This window comes from Bacteroides faecis MAJ27 (genome assembly GCF_900106755.1).
GTDB classification, from domain to species: domain Bacteria; phylum Bacteroidota; class Bacteroidia; order Bacteroidales; family Bacteroidaceae; genus Bacteroides; species Bacteroides faecis.
On sequence record NZ_FNNN01000016.1, the window covers coordinates 1 to 17,977 of the forward strand.

The 17,977-nt window shown below is 44.1% G+C and carries 12 protein-coding genes and 1 pseudogene; 6 read left to right on the forward strand and 7 right to left on the reverse strand.

The window, feature by feature from the left end; translation table 11 throughout:
- Positions 1 to 109: 109 nt before the first annotated feature.
- Both cysS and BLW31_RS14360 read right to left on the reverse strand, forming a co-directional pair.
- A complete protein-coding gene (gene cysS, locus BLW31_RS14355) occupies positions 110 to 1,591 on the reverse strand; it encodes a cysteine--tRNA ligase (RefSeq protein WP_010536085.1) in 1,482 nt (493 codons plus the stop codon).
- An 89-nt stretch (positions 1,592 to 1,680) separates the two neighbouring features.
- Entirely contained in the window at positions 1,681 to 2,502 is an 822-nt protein-coding gene (locus tag BLW31_RS14360; protein ID WP_010536086.1) for a Cof-type HAD-IIB family hydrolase, read from the reverse strand.
- A 146-nt stretch (positions 2,503 to 2,648) separates the two neighbouring features.
- Here BLW31_RS14360 and BLW31_RS14365 point away from each other — a divergent pair, with 146 nt between their 5' ends.
- The 3 genes from BLW31_RS14365 (at position 2,649) to BLW31_RS14375 (ending at position 7,326) form a co-directional block, all read left to right on the forward strand.
- Complete coding sequence (locus tag BLW31_RS14365) at positions 2,649 to 3,818, forward strand: ATP-binding protein (protein ID WP_010536087.1); 1,170 nt, start codon at positions 2,649 to 2,651, stop codon at positions 3,816 to 3,818.
- A 437-nt stretch (positions 3,819 to 4,255) separates the two neighbouring features.
- Positions 4,256 to 6,028 (forward strand): hypothetical protein, encoded by a 1,773-nt coding sequence (locus BLW31_RS14370; protein ID WP_010536088.1) that lies wholly within the window; start codon positions 4,256 to 4,258, stop codon positions 6,026 to 6,028.
- Positions 6,029 to 6,045: 17 nt separating this feature from the next.
- Positions 6,046 to 7,326 carry an OmpA family protein gene (locus BLW31_RS14375; protein WP_010536089.1) on the forward strand — a complete coding sequence of 427 codons (1,281 nt, stop codon included), beginning with the start codon at positions 6,046 to 6,048 and terminating at the stop codon, positions 7,324 to 7,326.
- A gap of 136 nt (positions 7,327 to 7,462) precedes the next feature.
- Here the strand turns inward: BLW31_RS14375 and BLW31_RS14380 are convergent, their stop codons facing one another.
- Positions 7,463 to 10,546 (reverse strand): DEAD/DEAH box helicase, encoded by a 3,084-nt coding sequence (locus tag BLW31_RS14380; protein WP_010536090.1) that lies wholly within the window; start codon positions 10,544 to 10,546, stop codon positions 7,463 to 7,465.
- A 52-nt stretch (positions 10,547 to 10,598) separates the two neighbouring features.
- Here BLW31_RS14380 and mnmA point away from each other — a divergent pair, with 52 nt between their 5' ends.
- Positions 10,599 to 11,729 (forward strand): tRNA 2-thiouridine(34) synthase MnmA, encoded by a 1,131-nt coding sequence (gene mnmA / locus BLW31_RS14385; protein ID WP_010536091.1) that lies wholly within the window; start codon positions 10,599 to 10,601, stop codon positions 11,727 to 11,729.
- 283 nt (positions 11,730 to 12,012) lie between these two features.
- Here mnmA and BLW31_RS14390 read toward each other — a convergent pair whose 3' ends face one another.
- Complete coding sequence (locus tag BLW31_RS14390; protein WP_010536092.1) at positions 12,013 to 13,524, reverse strand: GH3 auxin-responsive promoter family protein; 1,512 nt, start codon at positions 13,522 to 13,524, stop codon at positions 12,013 to 12,015.
- Positions 13,525 to 13,661: 137 nt separating this feature from the next.
- Between BLW31_RS14390 and BLW31_RS14395 the strand changes: the two genes are divergently transcribed.
- Positions 13,662 to 14,672: an ATP-dependent 6-phosphofructokinase gene (locus BLW31_RS14395; RefSeq protein WP_010536093.1), complete on the forward strand. Its 1,011-nt coding sequence runs from the start codon at positions 13,662 to 13,664 to the stop codon at positions 14,670 to 14,672.
- Positions 14,673 to 14,768: 96 nt separating this feature from the next.
- Here the strand turns inward: BLW31_RS14395 and rnc are convergent.
- The 3 genes and pseudogenes from rnc to BLW31_RS14410 all read right to left on the reverse strand — a co-directional run bounded on the left by rnc (position 14,769) and on the right by BLW31_RS14410 (position 17,255).
- Positions 14,769 to 15,772, reverse strand: a pseudogene (rnc, locus tag BLW31_RS14400) (ribonuclease III).
- Positions 15,738 to 17,000, reverse strand: coding sequence for a beta-ketoacyl-ACP synthase II (gene fabF, locus BLW31_RS14405; protein WP_010536095.1), 1,263 nt, complete (start codon positions 16,998 to 17,000; stop codon positions 15,738 to 15,740). Before fabF ends, rnc begins: the two are co-directional and overlap by 35 nt.
- A gap of 18 nt (positions 17,001 to 17,018) precedes the next feature.
- Entirely contained in the window at positions 17,019 to 17,255 is a 237-nt protein-coding gene (locus BLW31_RS14410; protein ID WP_004291965.1) for an acyl carrier protein, read from the reverse strand.
- A 98-nt stretch (positions 17,256 to 17,353) separates the two neighbouring features.
- Between BLW31_RS14410 and purN the strand changes: the two genes are divergently transcribed.
- Positions 17,354 to 17,971, forward strand: a complete 618-nt coding sequence (gene purN, locus BLW31_RS14415; protein WP_010536096.1) for a phosphoribosylglycinamide formyltransferase — start codon at positions 17,354 to 17,356, stop codon at positions 17,969 to 17,971.
- Positions 17,972 to 17,977 lie beyond the last annotated feature (6 nt).

Below are 17,977 nucleotides of genomic sequence, written 5' to 3' on the forward strand. Positions count from 1 at the left end.
ACAAAAACTTTGGGTAATAACAAAGCCCGGGCTTGTGAAAGTCTGGGCTTTGTGCATAAAAAAAGGTTGTGCCAGCGTTTTGACACAACCTCTTTATTCTTATTTGCAATTACTTATTCAGTCTCCATTCAAAGCCATCTTTCGTATCTTTAACTTCGAATCCGAGTGCAGTCAATGTATTACGGATTTCGTCCGAAGTAGCCCAGTCTTTATTGGCTTTTGCTTTCATTCGTTGCTCCAATAACATATCCACTACCTTACCGTAGGCAGCCTCGCGACCGTCCGAGGAACCTTTCTCTTCTTTCAGTCCCATAATATCGAAGCTGAAGAGCCGGAACGTTTCTTTCAGGTTATCCAGGTCTTCTGCAGAAATGGCAGCATTTCCGGCGATGATGTTATTAATGATGCGGGCACCTTCGAAGAGTTGTGCAATAACGATAGGTGTATTCAAGTCGTCATTCATAGCTTCATAACATTTTGCGCGGAGCTCTTTCACATTGATGCCTTCTGAAGTCGTTGCAGAAGGAGTGATCTTATCCAATGCGTCGATTGCTTCCATCAGGCGTTGCAATCCCTTCTCCGAGGCTTGCAGTGCCTCATTGCTGAAGTCAACTGTGCTGCGATAGTGAGCTTGCAGAATGAAGAAACGGATCGTCATCGGAGTATAAGCCTGTGCCAGCAGTTTGTGGGTGCCGTTGAAGAACTCATCCAGTGTGATAAAGTTTCCGAGTGATTTACCCATCTTCGTTCCGTTGATGGTAATCATGTTGTTGTGCATCCAGTAATGAACCATGTCGTCCCCTTGTGAAGCTACCGACTGTGCAATTTCGCACTCGTGGTGCGGGAAAATCAGGTCCATTCCTCCTCCGTGAATGTCGAAATGCTCACCCAGATACTTACGTCCCATAGCAGTACATTCGGCATGCCATCCCGGGAAACCGTCACTCCATGGCGAAGGCCAGCGCATGATATGCTCCGGTTGTGCTTTCTTCCAGAGGGCGAAATCGGCAGGATTGCGTTTTTCGCTTTGTCCGTCGAGGTCGCGGGTTGTATTCAGTACGTCGTCGAGGTTGCGACCGGAAAGTTTTCCGTAGTGATAATCCTTGTTATATTTGGCTACGTCGAAGTAAACAGAGCCTTCGCTTTCGTAAGCGTATCCGGCGTCCAGAATCTTCTGTACCAGCTGAATCTGTTCGATGATATGTCCCGAAGCATGCGGTTCGATGCTTGGTGATAATACGTTGAGTGCTTCCATTGCCTTGTGGTAACGGTTCAGGAAATACTGAACGACTTCCATGGGTTCCAGCTCTTCCAGACGTGCTTTTTTGGCAATCTTATCTTCTCCGTCGTCGGCATCATGTTCCAGATGGCCTACATCGGTAATATTGCGTACATAACGTACTTTGTATCCTAAATGAGTCAGATAACGGAAGAGTACGTCAAATGTGATGGAAGGACGGGCATGTCCCAGATGAGCGTCACCGTAGACTGTCGGTCCGCAGACATACATGCCCACATGAGGCGCGTGAAGCGGTACAAACAGTTCTTTTTTTCTATCTAGAGTGTTGTAAATGGTTAGTTGATGTTCCATAACGTTTACTATTTGATTCTTTTTAGGAGCCACAAAGGTAGAATAATTCTTTGATATATGCTGTAAATCAGCTTGAAATCTGCTCGTTTTTACATGGGGCAGGATAGCTGAATATGTTTTTCTATGGCTACCGCTACTCCGTCTTCATCATTGCTCAGTGTGATCTCATTGGCCGCTTTCTTCACGGGTTCCTGTGCATTTCCCATTGCAATGCCCATGCCTGCAAACTTGATCATTGACAGGTCATTGTATCCGTCGCCTATGGCTATGACTTCTTCCCGTGATACTCCTGTCGCTTCCAGCAGGACAGTGAGAGACAAGGCTTTATCAATTCCCTGTGGAACTAATTCCAGGAAATAGGGTTCCGAACGGAAAACATTGATCTTTCCTTGCAGGCGGATACACAGCTCAGACTCGACAGGAATCAATTGGTCGGCATCTCCTACGATAAGGCATTTGGCTACCGGAAGAGTGATGTCGGTCAGGAAGTCATTTGTTTCCCGTACTGCCATTTTATTGAGGAAGGCTTCTTTCTGTACATATGGGTCTTGCGAGTTTTCGGTCACTATCTCTGCCCCGTCATAGGTCAGTATGCTTAGATGATTGGTACGGGCACATTCGTAGAGCACCGGAATCACTTCATTGGGAAGCACATTCTCGTACATCATTTCCTTGCTTTCCCAGTTGATGATCTCGCCGCCGTTATAGGACAGGATAAATCCGCCGAACTCATTTATACGCAGCTCATTGGCGAGCGGCACGATGCCATAGGTTGGCCGTCCCGAAGCGAGTACCAGACGGACTCCTTGTTCTTGTATGCGTATCAGTGTTTCCCGGTTGCGGGCAGTTATTTCTTTCTTAGAGTTGGTAAGCGTACCGTCAAGGTCGAGGACTACGAGTTTATATTTCATGTGATGTTGTTTTTAGGCTGCAAAGATAGGAGAAAAACAGGTTGCTGCAAGGAATATGGAACTATTTGCACTCTCTCAGTGCAAATCTTCTTAAATAATGCACTCCTATAGTGCAAATTTTATATCTTTGTCTAAAAAGAAGGCATATGGAGAAGTTATTCGAGTATTATCGGAAATTAGTGCGGGAAACTGATATTGAGTTTTATCGTTATATTTATTCCAAAATAAATTGGAATAGCCGTATGATAGGGCTCACCGGACCGAGAGGGGTTGGAAAGACGACCTTGGTACTTCAGCATATCAAGGAGAAACTGAATTTGAATGAGGCTTTATATGTTACGGCAGAAGACTTTTATTTTGCCAGCCATCGCCTCCTTGATTTGGCCGATGCGTTTGTGAAGATGGGAGGGAAATATCTGTTTATCGACGAAATTCATAAATACAAGGATTGGTCGAAAGAACTTAAATTGGTTTATGACTATCACCCTGAATTGAATATTGTATTTACCGGTTCGTCCGTATTGGATATCAATAAGGGAGCGTCTGACCTTAGTCGTCGTGCAGTTATGTATCAGATGCAGGGGCTTTCTTTCCGTGAATATTTACAGTTATTTCATCATATATCTTCCGAAGTGTATACTTTACAGGATATGGTGACGCACAAGGTTGATATTCCGGGTTTAGAACATCCGCTTCCGCTTTTTCATGAATACCTGCAAACAGGCTATTATCCGTTTGCTTTGGAAGATGACTACGATATCCGTTTGCGGCAAATCATTAACTTGACTTTAGAATCAGATATTCCTCAATTTGCAGATATGAATGTATCTACAGGACGGAAGCTCAAACAGCTTCTTGCCATTATTGCTAAAAGTGTACCGTTTAAACCGAACTTTAGCAGTATCGCTAAAGTGCTGGAGATAAGCCGCAATAATATTTCAGATTACTGCCTTTATATTGAGGAGGCGGGACTTATAGCACAATTGCGGGATGCCACCGGTGGAGTTCGGGGATTGGGAAAGGTGGATAAAATCTATTTGGATAATACGAATCTTATCTATAATTTGGCTCAGGAAAACTCTAATATCGGGAATGTCCGGGAAACTTTCTTCTTGAATCAGACCAGAGCGTTTTCGGATGTCGTGACTTCTCCCGTTTCTGACTTTTTGATTGATAAGATGACTTTTGAAATAGGAGGTAAGAAGAAGGGGCAGAAGCAAATACAGGGAATAGAAAAGGGTTTCATCGTAAAAGATGACATTGAACAAGGTTTTATGAATGTGATCCCTTTGTGGCAGTTTGGTATGGGATATTAGGGTATACTTTATTAATCACTATTGCAGCAAGTCCGCCCACTGTTCATTGCTCAGTGCCGGCAGTGCGAAGAACAAAAAATAAATAAGCATTAATTTCTTGTTATTTAAAATAGTTTCTATAATTTTGTACCTAATTTCTAATGCCTAGTAAGTAGAGGCATTGAAAGGACATATTAGTAAACGAAGAGCGTTTGACATATTATCTCATCATGGAATCTCGACAATTTCACGGTCAGGAGGTAATAGGCAAGAACGCTCACGTCAGTGGTATATATTTCTGCTTTGCGGTAGACTATATAACATTCTGGCGTGGGCTATTGTTTTATTATCCTGATCGGGCAGTCGAGAGCCTCATGGTGGTAATAATTCAGTAGTTCCCACGCTTTTTACATTTAACCGCTAACGAGGGGGCTGTTAGCACTTCCAATGAACAAAACATGAAAAAGGTGTTAATTCCTTTCTTAGTTGCGGGTATGTTATGTACTACCTCGTGTACAGAATTATTTGAACCATCAGTTGATTATGGTGACCAGACCTATATCAATGATTATTCAGCTCTTGTGTCGGTTATAAATGACCTTAATAAGTCTATTAGTGAAAGATTTGAAGCGTTGAATAAGCTTCTGGATAAGAATTTGGCTGATATTAAATTGTCGGTAGACGAAAATACCGGTGCTATTAAAATTCTTGGAGAAAATGTGGAGAATGGTTTGTCGTCTATCAACAAAACTCTGTTCGATGGTTTCTCTGCATTGAGTACACAGATAGATGAAACAGGGAAGCAGATTGTATATGCAATCAATGAAAACGGAGAACTATTACGCCTTGAAATAGATGAAACAGGTAAGCTTATTTCTGCACAAATAGAGAAGTCAGCAACTAAATTGGTTGAAACTATCAATAGTTTGACAGCGACTTTATCAGAGAAGTTTGATGCGTTGACGATTATTACTAAAGCAGGGTTTGCTGAAGTATCTGTTAAAATTGACGATTTGGACAAAACGCTGGATGCACAACTTACCAATGTAAATACTAATCTTGGAACGCTTAATACAACAATGTTTGATGGATTCAAAGCGCTCAATACAACGCTTGATGCGAATGGCAACAAGATTGTTACGGCTATGAACGAAAATGGTGAACTACTGCGTCTTGAGATAGATGAAACAGGTAAACTTATTTCTGCGGAAATAAAGAAAACGGCAGATGCTCTTGTTGCAGTTATCAATAGCCAGACTGCGACTATCAGCGAGAAATTTGACGCATTAACTGCGATGATAAATACTGGATTTGCTAATGTGACTACTCAGATAGGTAAGGTTGGTGACCAGTTGCATTTGGATATTCAAGGCGTTAATGAAAGTCTTGGAGCACTTAATACTACTATGACTAATGGTTTCACAACGCTGGGTACCAAGATTGATGCGAATGGCAATACGATTGCTACCGCTATCAATGAGCAAGGTGAGAAGCTGGAACTTGTGATAGATAATAATGGTAAGGTTATTTCTGCAGAAATAAAAGATTTCAAAGATGCTTATAATACAGCTGAAGCAGCAGAACTCGCTAAAATGGCAGAGATTATTGGTGCTGTCAATGATTTGACGGCAGCAAATAATACAAATTCTGCGAATCTCCTGGCAAAACTGGAACAGTTGCTCACGGATAAGGGTATTTATTATGATGAAAACAATGCCGAGCAGATGTATATGACACCGGAGAATTTCGCAGCAATTCAGGATGCCGGAGTAAATTCAAATGTTTATAAGCTTTATGCAGATCAGTTGAATGTATTGTCTGTTACATTTACTTCAAAGCAGGTTGTGGATGCTACAGGAAGCACTCATGAACATGCGGTTTTTACTCCTAATACGGCAGCTGATGCTGCACCTGTACTTGTTGCATCGAGAGCTGAAATCGTAGATGGTATTGCTAATGGCAAGAAGGTGGTAAAGGTTGTCAAGACAGCAGTAAATCGTAATTATACCGTTACAATTACGACTGGTTGTAATTATCGCAGTATGTTTGCGATGAGGCTTACTGATGCTAATGGTACCAAGGATGTCACATTCACACCTACATTATCACATAGTTTTGAGTTGATAGTTTATAATGCTTCAACTAGTGTTATCAAGAATGGTATTAATGCAATTGTTTATTGTTGTGAAACAGGCACTAATAATACTTACTCATTAGTTGACCCCAAATAACTAATCTTTTCTCAAATATGATGAAATTAAAAAATATACTTGGTATAACCGTAGTCCTCATGGCTACGGTTACCCTCCAAGCCCAAACCTACAATGATAGTGTACGAGTCCGCACTTGGTCTGTATATATGCAAGGCGGTATCAGTAGTTATCACGGGGTGAGGAGTGAACTGTTCGATAATTCGAAGAGAACCATGGCGCCTGATTTAAATTTAGGCGTGAAGTACAATATTCAACCTTGGGTGAGATTAGGTGTAAATGCGGGATATACCATGTTGAAATCTAGCGGTAATCATAGCTTATCGATCACTACTACGGATCATAATTTTCTGATAGGTGATCGTACCGGTACGCTTGAATTGAAATCCGACCGATTGCAAAATCTCAATAACACGTATTTGGCGGGGGTGGATGCCAATGCGGATTTTAATATTCTTGAAATCTGGCCTAAGCGGAAAGCGCAATGGCTGAGTTTGTACGCTGGTGCGGGAGTGGGCTATATGCGTGGCTGGAATCGGAACTCACAGACATGGTCTTACAACGAAAGAGCGACAGCTACAGGTGACGCCTATTTTAATGGGTATAGCCACTCTTATTTGAAATCATCCGAAGATAAGAAACACTTCAATGCTTTGTATATACCTCTCTCCTTGTCATTAGAGTTTGACATACAGCGTCAGTTGACATTAGGCGTTATCGGTCAATATAAATGCATACCTACGAAATCGGATTTTAGTCCCAAAGGTATTTATAGTGCAGGCGTTGTCATACGATATAATTTTGTAAAGAGCAAAAGCAAGTTACAGAGGAAGCAGATTGCCGATTTATATAGTGAATTGGATGCCAGTCAAGTAGACTGTGCCAGTGCAAAAGCCACTCTTCAGCGTCAGTCCAGAGAAGAAATGGAGCGGCTGAAAAAAGAAGCGGATGAATTGAAACGCCAAATAGAAAGCATAAACAGTACTGCTGCCGGAAAAGGTGAAGAAACGAGTGCGATAATCTATTTCGAAAACGATTCATGGGAACTATCCTCAAAAGGTGGTGAACAATTGCAAGTGTTGGCGGAAAAGTTGAAGACCCATCCTGAAAAGAAGATTATGCTTATCAGTTCCGCCAATACGGTGGGGCATGAGAACAGAAATAAAAAGCTATCGTCCAATCGTTTGAATACTGTGAAGCAGTTTTTGCTTAGCCAAGGTGTCAGTGACACTCAGTTTAAGACTGAAGTAAGCCTTGGCGATTATGGAATGACAACTTCTTCAGATTGTCGACGTGTTATAGTTATCACCCAGCCGTAGGGTAATTAGTCTTTTTCAAAAGAAAAGGAACTTAAATCCCGGAATAACGTCGCAGAAGAGATTATAAGACGTTTGGAGTTTAAGTTCCTTATTTTAATGTTTGGTGTCTATTGTTCGATTTGGCGTTATTAGAGCATTATTCCAGCAAGTCTGCCCACTGTTCATTGCTCAGTGCAGGCAGTGCGTCGCTGTCAGTGATGAATGTTTCCGCCAGCCTCCTTTTATCTTCCTGTAGTTGGAGAATTTTTTCTTCAATGCTGTTCTGGGTAATAAAGCGATAGGCGATAACCTGTTTATCCTGGCCGATGCGGTGTGCACGGGCAATGGCTTGTGCTTCGGCGGCAGGATTCCACCAAGGGTCGATGATAAATACATAATCGGCTTGGGTAAGGTTAAGTCCTACGCCTCCGGCTTTTAAAGAAATCAGAAAGGCCTGCACGTCCTTTTGTTCGGTGAAATGGGCGATTTCTGACGGACGGTTATTGGTGGAACCTGTCAGTAATGCATACTTCCAGCCTTGTTGGCGGAAGACATCGGCAAGGATTTCCAGATGCTTCACGAAAGAGGAAAAGATAAGTACTTTATGTCCTTCACTTCTCAATGTATCGAATGTTTCGATGATTTGCTCGGTTTTCCCGGATATCCCGTTGAAATCGGGAAAAATGAGCTGTGGGTGACAGGATAGCTGGCGAAGACGCAAGATACCGTTCAGGATACTGAACGTATGGAACCTGTCTCTGTTTTCGGGTTGTTGGAGCAATATGTTGCGCAGACTGTTTTTCTCCTGTTCGTAGCTCTCGCTTTGTTCTTCGGACATATCACAATAAATCGTTTCTTCAGTAAGCGGAGGAAGTTCCGGTGCTACCTCACTTTTGCTTCTGCGAAGAATAAACGGAGCGATTAACTGTTGCAGCCTTTTCTCCATGCGGGTGTTTCCTTGCTTGATTGGAATGATGAACTGCTTTTGGAAAGTGCTTTCTTCCCCCAACAGGTCCGGTTGCAGAAAACGGAACTGCGCCCACAGATCTTTGAGGGAGTTCTCGATAGGCGTTCCGGTCAGTGCGATCCGGTATTTGCTCTGCAACTGGATGACTGAACGGAAAGTGAGAGAATCATTGTTTTTGATATTCTGGCTTTCGTCGAGTACGATATATTCGAATGTGTAGGAGCGAAGAATATCAATATTATTTCTCATCATCCCATAGGTCGTGAATATCAGATGAAAACGCCTGAAGAACTTCTCGGGATGCCCTTTGGGGAATACCGTGCTGCTATTATATTCTGCTATCGATAGAGTGGTGAAACGTTTCGCCTCTCGCCTCCAGTTGTGGAGCAGGGAAGTGGGGACCACAATCAGAGTGGCGGGTTTACGGGAATTTTTTCCGTATTCTGCTCTTGGGGCGTCTTCTTTGGGTATGTTTTTCTCCCTGATTTTCTGCGCCTCCGGCAGTAACTCATCTTCGGAAGAGAATGAAAATAAGGAGAATTGTCCTTCGGCGTCTGCCGCTTGCTCTCTGGCAGGCGGAGTTCCGGCAGTACATTCCTTATCCGGCTGACTGTCAGATGCCGGGATTTCTGTAGATACAGACCCCATAGGAGCAGTAGCTGTATCGGTGGAAAACGGTTTGTATATATATTGTAGCAGGGTAAGCGTCTGGAGTGTCTTCCCAAGCCCCATGTCATCTGCCAGACAACCGCCGAATCCTTGTTTGTTCAACTGTACCATCCACGAGAATCCTTTCTGCTGATAGGGGCGTAGCTGTGCTTTCACTCCTTGGGGAACGGGGATATTGTGTATCTCTCTCCTGAAAGGCAGGTTTTGGGGACTGCTTTCTTCTAAAGCCGATTGTACGGCACCGACAAAAGTGGGCTTCAGGCGAATCCCTGTTTCTGTTTGCGTTCCTAATTCCAGCAGGTTTCCATATTTGCTGAACCATTCTTCCGGCAAGAGAATCATGCGTCCGTCCGGCAGCAGAAATTCTCTTTTCTCTTCGAGGATATGCTTGCGGAAACGTGAGAAAGGGATACGCAGCTGCCCGATGACAACTGTGATATGCAGTTCAAACCAGTCCGGTTCGTCATCACAGCTTTGTTCGATGTGGATTTCGTCCAGACAGTAGGGAGTATTCCCCATATTTCCGGTCAGCAGGAAGGATTGTTGGAGCATTGCCCGATAGGTGCCGATCCATTCGGTAATTGTCTTTTCGGAGGCATCGGGCGACAGCTTGAAGTGGACGTCGCTGACCTGTTGCAAACCGGAATCCGTTAACATCCGGAGTTTCTCTTTTTCGGCATTACTATCCCGGCGGAAGAAAAATATCTCGCCGAAGTCGTTTCGGTAAATGATCTTCTTCATTTCGGTCACGGTGTCGGGAGTAAACGTCTGGTCGCCATAACGGAAACTGAGTCGCAACATTTGTTCGTCGTAAATGGTATCTTCGAGAGACAGGACGGCTTCGCATGCGTACGTCTTTTCAACGATATTCAGTCCCTGAGTTGTAATCTCATGATAGCGTGCTATCGGAATCACGATGTTATCGATATATTTCTCAATTTGGGAGGCTGGAACGCTGATCTTCTTTTTCTTGGTGAAAGGCAGGATGCGTACACTCTCGATATGGGGGAAAAAGTATAGTTCCATCCCCAATAAGAGAGCAGACGGCGAGGAAGTCAGCACGATGACAGGTTTCTGCTCACTCAGTGAGAGTGGCTGTCCGTCATAATAACATTGCAGCTGATAACGGAAAGTTGTCTCGTCAGCAAGAAACATGAAGTGAATTTCCACATCGTGAGGATGAACACGGTAGGCGTGATGGGCATATAGCAGTTTGCTCCCGACCTGTTTTTGGTACAGAGGAAGGTTGTGATAGCGTATCAATGCCAGCATCTCCTGTAGCTTTTTCTCGATGAATGGGCGGATATTGTTCTTTATCCGTTCCGGATCTTCGGACAATTTACGCAGAAAACGGGATACTGTTTTCTCTCGTGAGTAGACTCCCATCAGATATTTTTCTGTATAATGAGAGGCGATGTCGATGGCCTGCCGTTCAGCCTCGTTCATCCGGCTGATTGCTTCGGGAGAAGCGTGAAAAGCCTGCTCTATGAGTTGCCATGTGCCGTCGTCAGATTGCTCCGCCATGTAAGGTATCAGCAGTGTGCCGAACGTCAGATGCTCGGTTAAAACGATGATAACTTGTCCGGTAATTGCTTTCTCTTCCATTCTCTTCAGGCTTTAACAAACAAAGATACGGGAAAATCCTTAATTTTGCAGCATGATGGAAGAAAACAAACGAGTATTGTTGGGAATGAGCGGTGGTACGGATAGTTCCGTAGCTGCCATGCGATTGCTGGAAGCCGGATATGAGGTGACCGGAGTTACTTTCCGTTTCTATGAGTTGAATGACTCGACCGAGTATCTGGAGGATGCCCGTCACCTGGCAGGGCGTTTGGGTATTCGTCATATTACGTATGATGCCCGTGAGATATTTCGTGAACAGATTATTGAATATTTTGTGCGTGAATATATGGTGGGGCATACTCCTGTGCCCTGCACGTTGTGCAATAACTATCTCAAATGGCCTCTTCTTTCCAAAATAGCCGATGAAATGGGGATTTTTTATATTGCTACCGGGCATTATGTCCGGAAAGTAAAGGTGGATGATACTTATTATATCACTTATGCTGCAGATTCGGACAAAGATCAGACCTTTTTCTTATGGGGACTCAAACAGGATATTCTTCAGAGAATGTTGCTGCCGATGGGGGATATTACCAAAGTGGAGGCACGTGCTTTTGCTGCCGGACGGGGATTTCAGAAAGTAGCGGTGAAAAGGGACAGTTTGGGCGTTTGCTTTTGTCCGATGGATTATCGGAGCTTTCTGAAAAAGTGGTTGGTCAGCTTTGGTCAGCACCAGGTCAGCTTTGGTCAGTTTTGGTCAGCGCAGGTCAGCCGTGGAAGATTTGTCGATGAAAAGGGGGATTTTATAGCTTGGCACGAAGGCTATCCTTTTTATACCATCGGACAGCGGCGTGGCTTGGGGATTCATCTGAATCGGCCTGTCTTTGTGAAGGAAATCCGTCCCGAGAAGAATGAGGTAGTGCTCTCTTCCCTTCAGGCGCTGGAAAAAACGGAGATGCTGCTTAAAGATTGGAACATCGTTAGTCGGGAACGTTTGTTGGGACATCCCGATGTGATTGTGAAAATACGCTATCGGAAACAGGAAAACCATTGCACGGTAACGATCACACCTGATAATCTCCTGCATGTACAGCTTCACGAACCATTGACGGCCATTGCTTCCGGGCAAGCTGCTGCCTTCTATAAAGATGGTTTGTTATTGGGTGGTGGAATCATTACGGAGGCACTGTCTGCAACACATCAGCTTCATCAACAGAAGGAATAATATCGAAAAGCATTCTCTTATAGGACGGAGAAATGCGGCCGGTAGTTTCACGACTTGTTTCAACCGTTGAAACAATGTGTTTCATGCCTTGAAACAAAGTGTTCCAAGCAATGAAACAGAGTGTTTCACCGCATGAAACAAAGTGTTTCAAGCATTTGAAATTGTTTGAAACACTTTGGTGCCTGTTTTCAAGCCGGCACATTAGATTGCCCTGCGGTGAATACTTTGCGTAACACCGTAGGGAACCTCCTGTAAAATAATGATTTGATTACTCGAATAAGGTTTATTCGTTATTCAGCGTAAGCATTGCTTCGATATAATTGCGTGTATTGCTTAGTCTGGGTACCTTATGCTGTCCGCCTAACTTGCCTTTCTGTGCCAGCCAGTCATGAAACAGTCCCGGACGGGCTACGATCACTTCCAATGGCTGCAGGGCAATATCTTTCCAGCGTTTCGCCTCATAGTCCGAATTGACCTCTTTCAAGGTGGCGTCGAGTATGGCGGCAAATTTCTCTACGGAATCCGGCATCTTGGCAAATTCTATTAACCATTGGTGACGGCATTTGGCATGTTCGTCCATAAATACCGGTGCGGCAGAATATTCGCAAATCTGCGCTCCTGTTTCGGCGCAAGCCTTAGCCAGCCCTTTCTCGGCATTATCCACAATCAATTCTTCACCAAAAGCATTGATGAAGTGCTTCGTCCGTCCTGTGATGACGAACTTATACGGATTTTTGCTGGTAAACTTCACCGTATCGCCGATCATGTATCGCCATAATCCGCACGACGTAGAAATCACCATCGCATAATTCTTGTTAAGTTCCACCTCTTCGAGGCAGTAAGCATGTGGATTCTCTTCATCGACTTCTTCCAGTGGAACGAACTCGTAGAAGATACCATAATCGATCATCAACAGCATAGACGGGTCCGAAAGGTCATTCTGCGTACCAAAGTATCCTTCGGAAGCATTGTAAGTCTCTACATAATGCATCTTTGGCGAGTGAATGACCTGTTTGTACTGTTCACGGTAAGGAGTGAAAGCCACCCCACCGTGGAAGAATACCTCCAGATTCGGCCATACTTCTTCCAGTGTTTGCTTACCGGTTTTCTCGAGAATACGCTTGATAAGTACCAGCATCCACGAAGGCACGCCGGACAAACTGGTCACATTGACCGGGATGGTACTGTTGGCTATCGCCTCTATTTTAGTCTCCCATTCGCTCATCAAAGCGATTTTCTTGCTCGGTACGCGGATGAAATTGATCAGCGGATTGACATTCTGAATCAGAATGGCTGACAAGTCGCCTACTAAACTATGATTGGAATTGAGGTTCGGACTGTGGCTTCCTCCCAGAATCAACCCTTTTCCCGAGAAAAAGTGGCTGTCCGGATTGATACGAAAATAGAGTGCCGCAGCGTCTTTACCGCCTCTGTAGTGAATGTCTTCCAGTGCTTCTTTGCTGACAGGCAGGAATTTGCTCTTATCATTGGTCGTTCCGGATGATTTGGCAAACCAGCGAATTTCCGAAGGCCAAAGCAGATTCTGTTCCCCTGCCCGCAAACGCTCTACATAAGGTTTGATTTCCTCATAAGTCTGTATTGGAAGGCGCTTTCTGAAATCCTCGTAGCTACGGATGGAGGCGTAGTCGTACTTTTTTCCCCACTCTGTCTGTGCAGCTTGGTTCACTAAGCGACTCAGCACACGATGCTGTATCTCACTAGCCTGACTAGCATAAAGGTCTATCTGTTTTAAACGGGAATCGAAAGTCTTACTAATAATCTTTGTAATATTCATTTCTGCTTTAACATAATAATGTTTAGTCGTGCAAAAGTAACCTTATTTATCTTTTTTTTCTATCTTTACGTCGGAAATAATCGTTAAAAATTGGCGACTTTCCTTGAATCCCGAGTTTCTGACTAAAAAAAACGACAATGAGAATTGGAATCCTGACTTCCGGAGGAGACTGCCCCGGTATAAATGCCACTATTCGTGGCGTGTGCAAAACTGCTATCAATCACTATGGGATGGAAGTAATAGGAATTCATAGTGGTTTTCAAGGTTTGCTGACAAAAGACATAGAGCCCTTTACTGATAAATCCTTATCCGGACTGTTGAACCAGGGCGGAACAATGCTGGGTACTTCGCGCGAGAAACCTTTTAAAAAGGGAGGTGTCGTCTCGGATGTCGACAAACCGGCACTGATTCTTCAGAATATTAAGGAAATGGGGTTGGATTGTGTTGTCTGTATCGGAGGAAACGGGACGCAGAAAACTGCCGCTAAATTTGCTACAATGGGCGTTAATATCGTGTCAGTCCCCAAAACCATCGATAATGACATCTGGGGAACGGACATTTCCTTTGGATTCGACTCTGCTGTAAGCATCGCTACAGATGCCATCGACCGTTTGCATTCCACCGCCAGTTCTCACAAAAGGGTCATGGTCATTGAGGTGATGGGGCATAAAGCCGGCTGGATTGCTTTGTATTCCGGTATGGCAGGTGGGGGTGATGTCATTCTTGTCCCCGAAATCCCTTACAATATCAAGAATATAGGAAATACAATTCTCGAAAGACTGAAAAAAGGAAAGCCCTATTCCATTGTAGTGGTAGCGGAAGGTATCCTGACGGATGGCAGAAAACGTGCTGCGGAATACATCGCGCAGGAAATAGAGTATGAAACGGGGATCGAGACGCGTGAGACCGTATTGGGATATATTCAGCGTGGCGGTTCGCCTACTCCTTTCGACCGTAACCTTTCCACCCGTATGGGAGGGCATGCGACAGAACTGATTGCCAACGGACAATTCGGGCGTATGATTGCCCTGAAAGGAGATGATATTTCGTCTATTCCTCTCGAAAATGTTGCCGGTAAGTTGAAGTTAGTCACTGAAGATCACGATTTAGTGATCCAAGGTCGCCGTATGGGAATCTGTTTCGGTTAACTTAAGCTTTTATAGTAGCATCTCATCTATGGTCTGTCTGTCGTTTGACTGTTAGTAGACTTTTTACCTGTAGCTTTTTGTTTGTGGCTGCTTCATTTACGAAGCAGTCTTGTCATTTACAGTCCCGGTTTCATCATTAACAGTCTCAGTTTGATCATTAACACTCTCGGTTTCATTTGCAGTCCCGGTTTCATCATTTGCGATTTCATCTGTAACTTCAGGTTCCGCAATCTCAGCTTCCAATGCTTCAGCCTTTGTTTCCAATGCTTCAGCCTCTGCTTCAGGCGGCATCGAATGCTGCGCTTTTACTTCATTGACTGTATCCATGAAAGCCTGGTCTTTTACCTTCTTTATAGCCATCTGTGCGGCATTCTGCTGAGATTCTTTCTTGGAATATCCCGTACCTGTTCCGGCTGGAAGCCCTTCGATGCGAACTTCTGTCTGGAATACGGGGTTGCTGTCGTGGTCGAGGAACTGCTCAATCAACTCAAAGGAAACCTCCATCTTATTCTTCTGGCTCCATTCGATGAGCTTGGACTTGAAGTTGACCTCTTTACGGGAGATTTTGTCCAGATCGATATAGCGGTTGATGATCCGCTGCTCCATAAACTGTTTGCAACGTTCATATCCCTGGTCCAGATAAATGGCCCCGATAAATGCCTCGAAAGCATTTCCGTACATATAACTATTGTGGGAAGAAGAGCGGGTAGAATATTTGATCAGTTTGTCCAGACCGATTTCCACGGCTAACTTGTTCAAGGTCTCCCGTTGTACGATCTTGGAACGTGTGTTGGTCAGGAAACCTTCCCGTTTCCCTTCGAAACGTTTGTAGACAATATCTCCTACGATGGCGTCAAGAATGGCGTCACCCAAGAACTCCAGTCGCTCATTATTCAACAGACGTCCCATTTCGGAGCGGACGGCAGATGACTTGTGCAGGAGCGCTTGTTCGTAGATCCGGATATCGCGCGGATAAAATCCGAGTATCCGGTAAAAACAAAGATAAGACTCTCTGTCCTTGCGGAACAGGAGCCTTATCTTATTTATTTGGTTACGTAGCACGTTTTATTCAGCGTATTTCTTGAAGATAACGCACGCATTGTGACCACCAAATCCAAAAGTATTGGACAGGGCAACATTAACCTCACGTTTCTGAGCCTTGTTGAACGTGAAATTAAGGTCGTAGTCAATGTTCTCGTCGTTGTCACCTTCTTCATGGTTGATAGTCGGAGGAACAATGCCGTTCTTGATGGCAAGGATACTGGCGATAGATTCTACCGCACCGGCAGCTCCCAGCAAGTGACCCGTCATTGATTTTGTAGAACTGATGTTCAGTTCGTATGCGTGATCACCGAATACTTCTTTAATCGCTTTCGCTTCTGAAATATCACCTACCGGAGTAGATGTTCCGTGAACGTTGATGTAATCTACTTCTTTCGGATCCATTTCTGCATCTTCCAGTGCATTCATCATTACCAGTTTGGCACCAAGACCTTCCGGATGAGAAGCTGTTAAGTGATGAGCATCCGCAGACATACCTACACCGGCAACCTCTGCATAGATTTTCGCACCACGGGCCTTAGCGTGTTCCAGTTCTTCCAGGATCAGGCAACCGCCACCTTCGCCCATGATGAAGCCGTCGCGGCTTGCACTGAATGGACGTGAAGCCTTGCCAGGCTCATCGTTGCGTGTTGACAGAGCGTGCATAGCGTTAAAACCGCCTACACCTGCCGGGAAGATAGCTGCTTCCGAACCACCGGATACGATTACGTTTGCTTTGCCCAGACGAATCAGGTTGAAAGCATCCGCGATAGCATTGGTAGAGGTAGCACATGCTGAACAAGTCGCGTAATTAGGACCATGGAAGCCATACATGATAGAAATCTGTCCGGCAGCGATATCCGAGATCATCTTCGGGATGAAGAACGGATTGAACTTGGGACCTATTTCCTGGTGAGTGTAGTAGTTGCCTACTTCTTCCTCGAATGTATGTATACCACCGATACCGGCGCCAAAAATAACACCGATTCTGTTCAAATCTTCTTTTTCGACGTCAAGACCGGAGTCTGCTACCGCTTCTTTGGCAACGGCGACAGCATACTGGGTGTATAAGTCCATCTTTCTTGCCTCTTTACGGTCGATATATTTAGTTACATCGAAGTTTTTCACTTCGCATGCAAACTGGGTCTTGAATAGCGACGCATCAAAATGAGTAATAGGCCCTGCTCCACTAACCCCGTTCACTAGATTCTCCCAAAATTCGGGAACGTCATTGCCAACAGGAGTAATGGCGCCAAGGCCTGTTACTACCACTCTTTTTAATTCCATATTGATGAAATCGGATAATTACTTAGCGTGTTCTTCGATATAAGATACAGCATCACCTACAGTACCAATCTTTTCTGCTTGGTCATCAGGAATAGAGATACCGAATTCTTTTTCGAATTCCATGATAAGTTCTACAGTGTCAAGAGAATCTGCTCCCAGGTCGTTAGTGAAGCTTGCTTCGTTAGTAACTTCTGATTCTTCTACGCCTAATTTATCAACGATAATCGCTTTTACTCTTGATGCAATTTCAGACATAACTTTAAGTTTTTAATTAATAATTAGTTTTATTTCTTTAAATTTGCGGTGCAAAGGAATGAATATTTATCGTTTTGCGCAAATATTTGACTAAATAAATGCAGTCTTTTGCACATTTTTCACTGTTTTGTGCATTGAATTCGAGTATAATGAAGAAAAACATCGCCATTTTCGCTTCCGGTTCCGGCTCAAATGCCGAGAATATCATCCGGTATTTCCAAAAGAGCGACTCCGCTACGGTGTCGTTAGTACTTTCTAATAAAAGTGACGCCTACGTTTTGGAACGTTCGCATCGCCTGAAAGTGCCCTGTAACGTGTTCCCAAAGGAGGACTGGATTGCCGGAGATGAAATTCTGGCTATTTTGCAGGAATATCGTATTGACTTTATTGTGCTGGCAGGATTCCTTGTTCGTGTGCCGGATTTACTTTTACATGCTTATCCCGGTAAAATCATAAATATACATCCTGCTCTTTTGCCTAAGTTCGGTGGCAAAGGTATGTACGGAGACAAAGTTCACGAAGCTGTGGTGGCTGCGGGCGAAAAAGAAAGTGGTATTACTATACATTATATTAATGAACACTATGACGAAGGAAGCATTATCTTCCAGGCTACCTGTCCTGTACTTCCCGATGATTCTCCCGAAGAAGTCGCAAAGAAAGTACATGCTTTGGAATATGAGCACTTTCCCCGTATTGTGGAAGAAATATTAGGTTAATAAGTA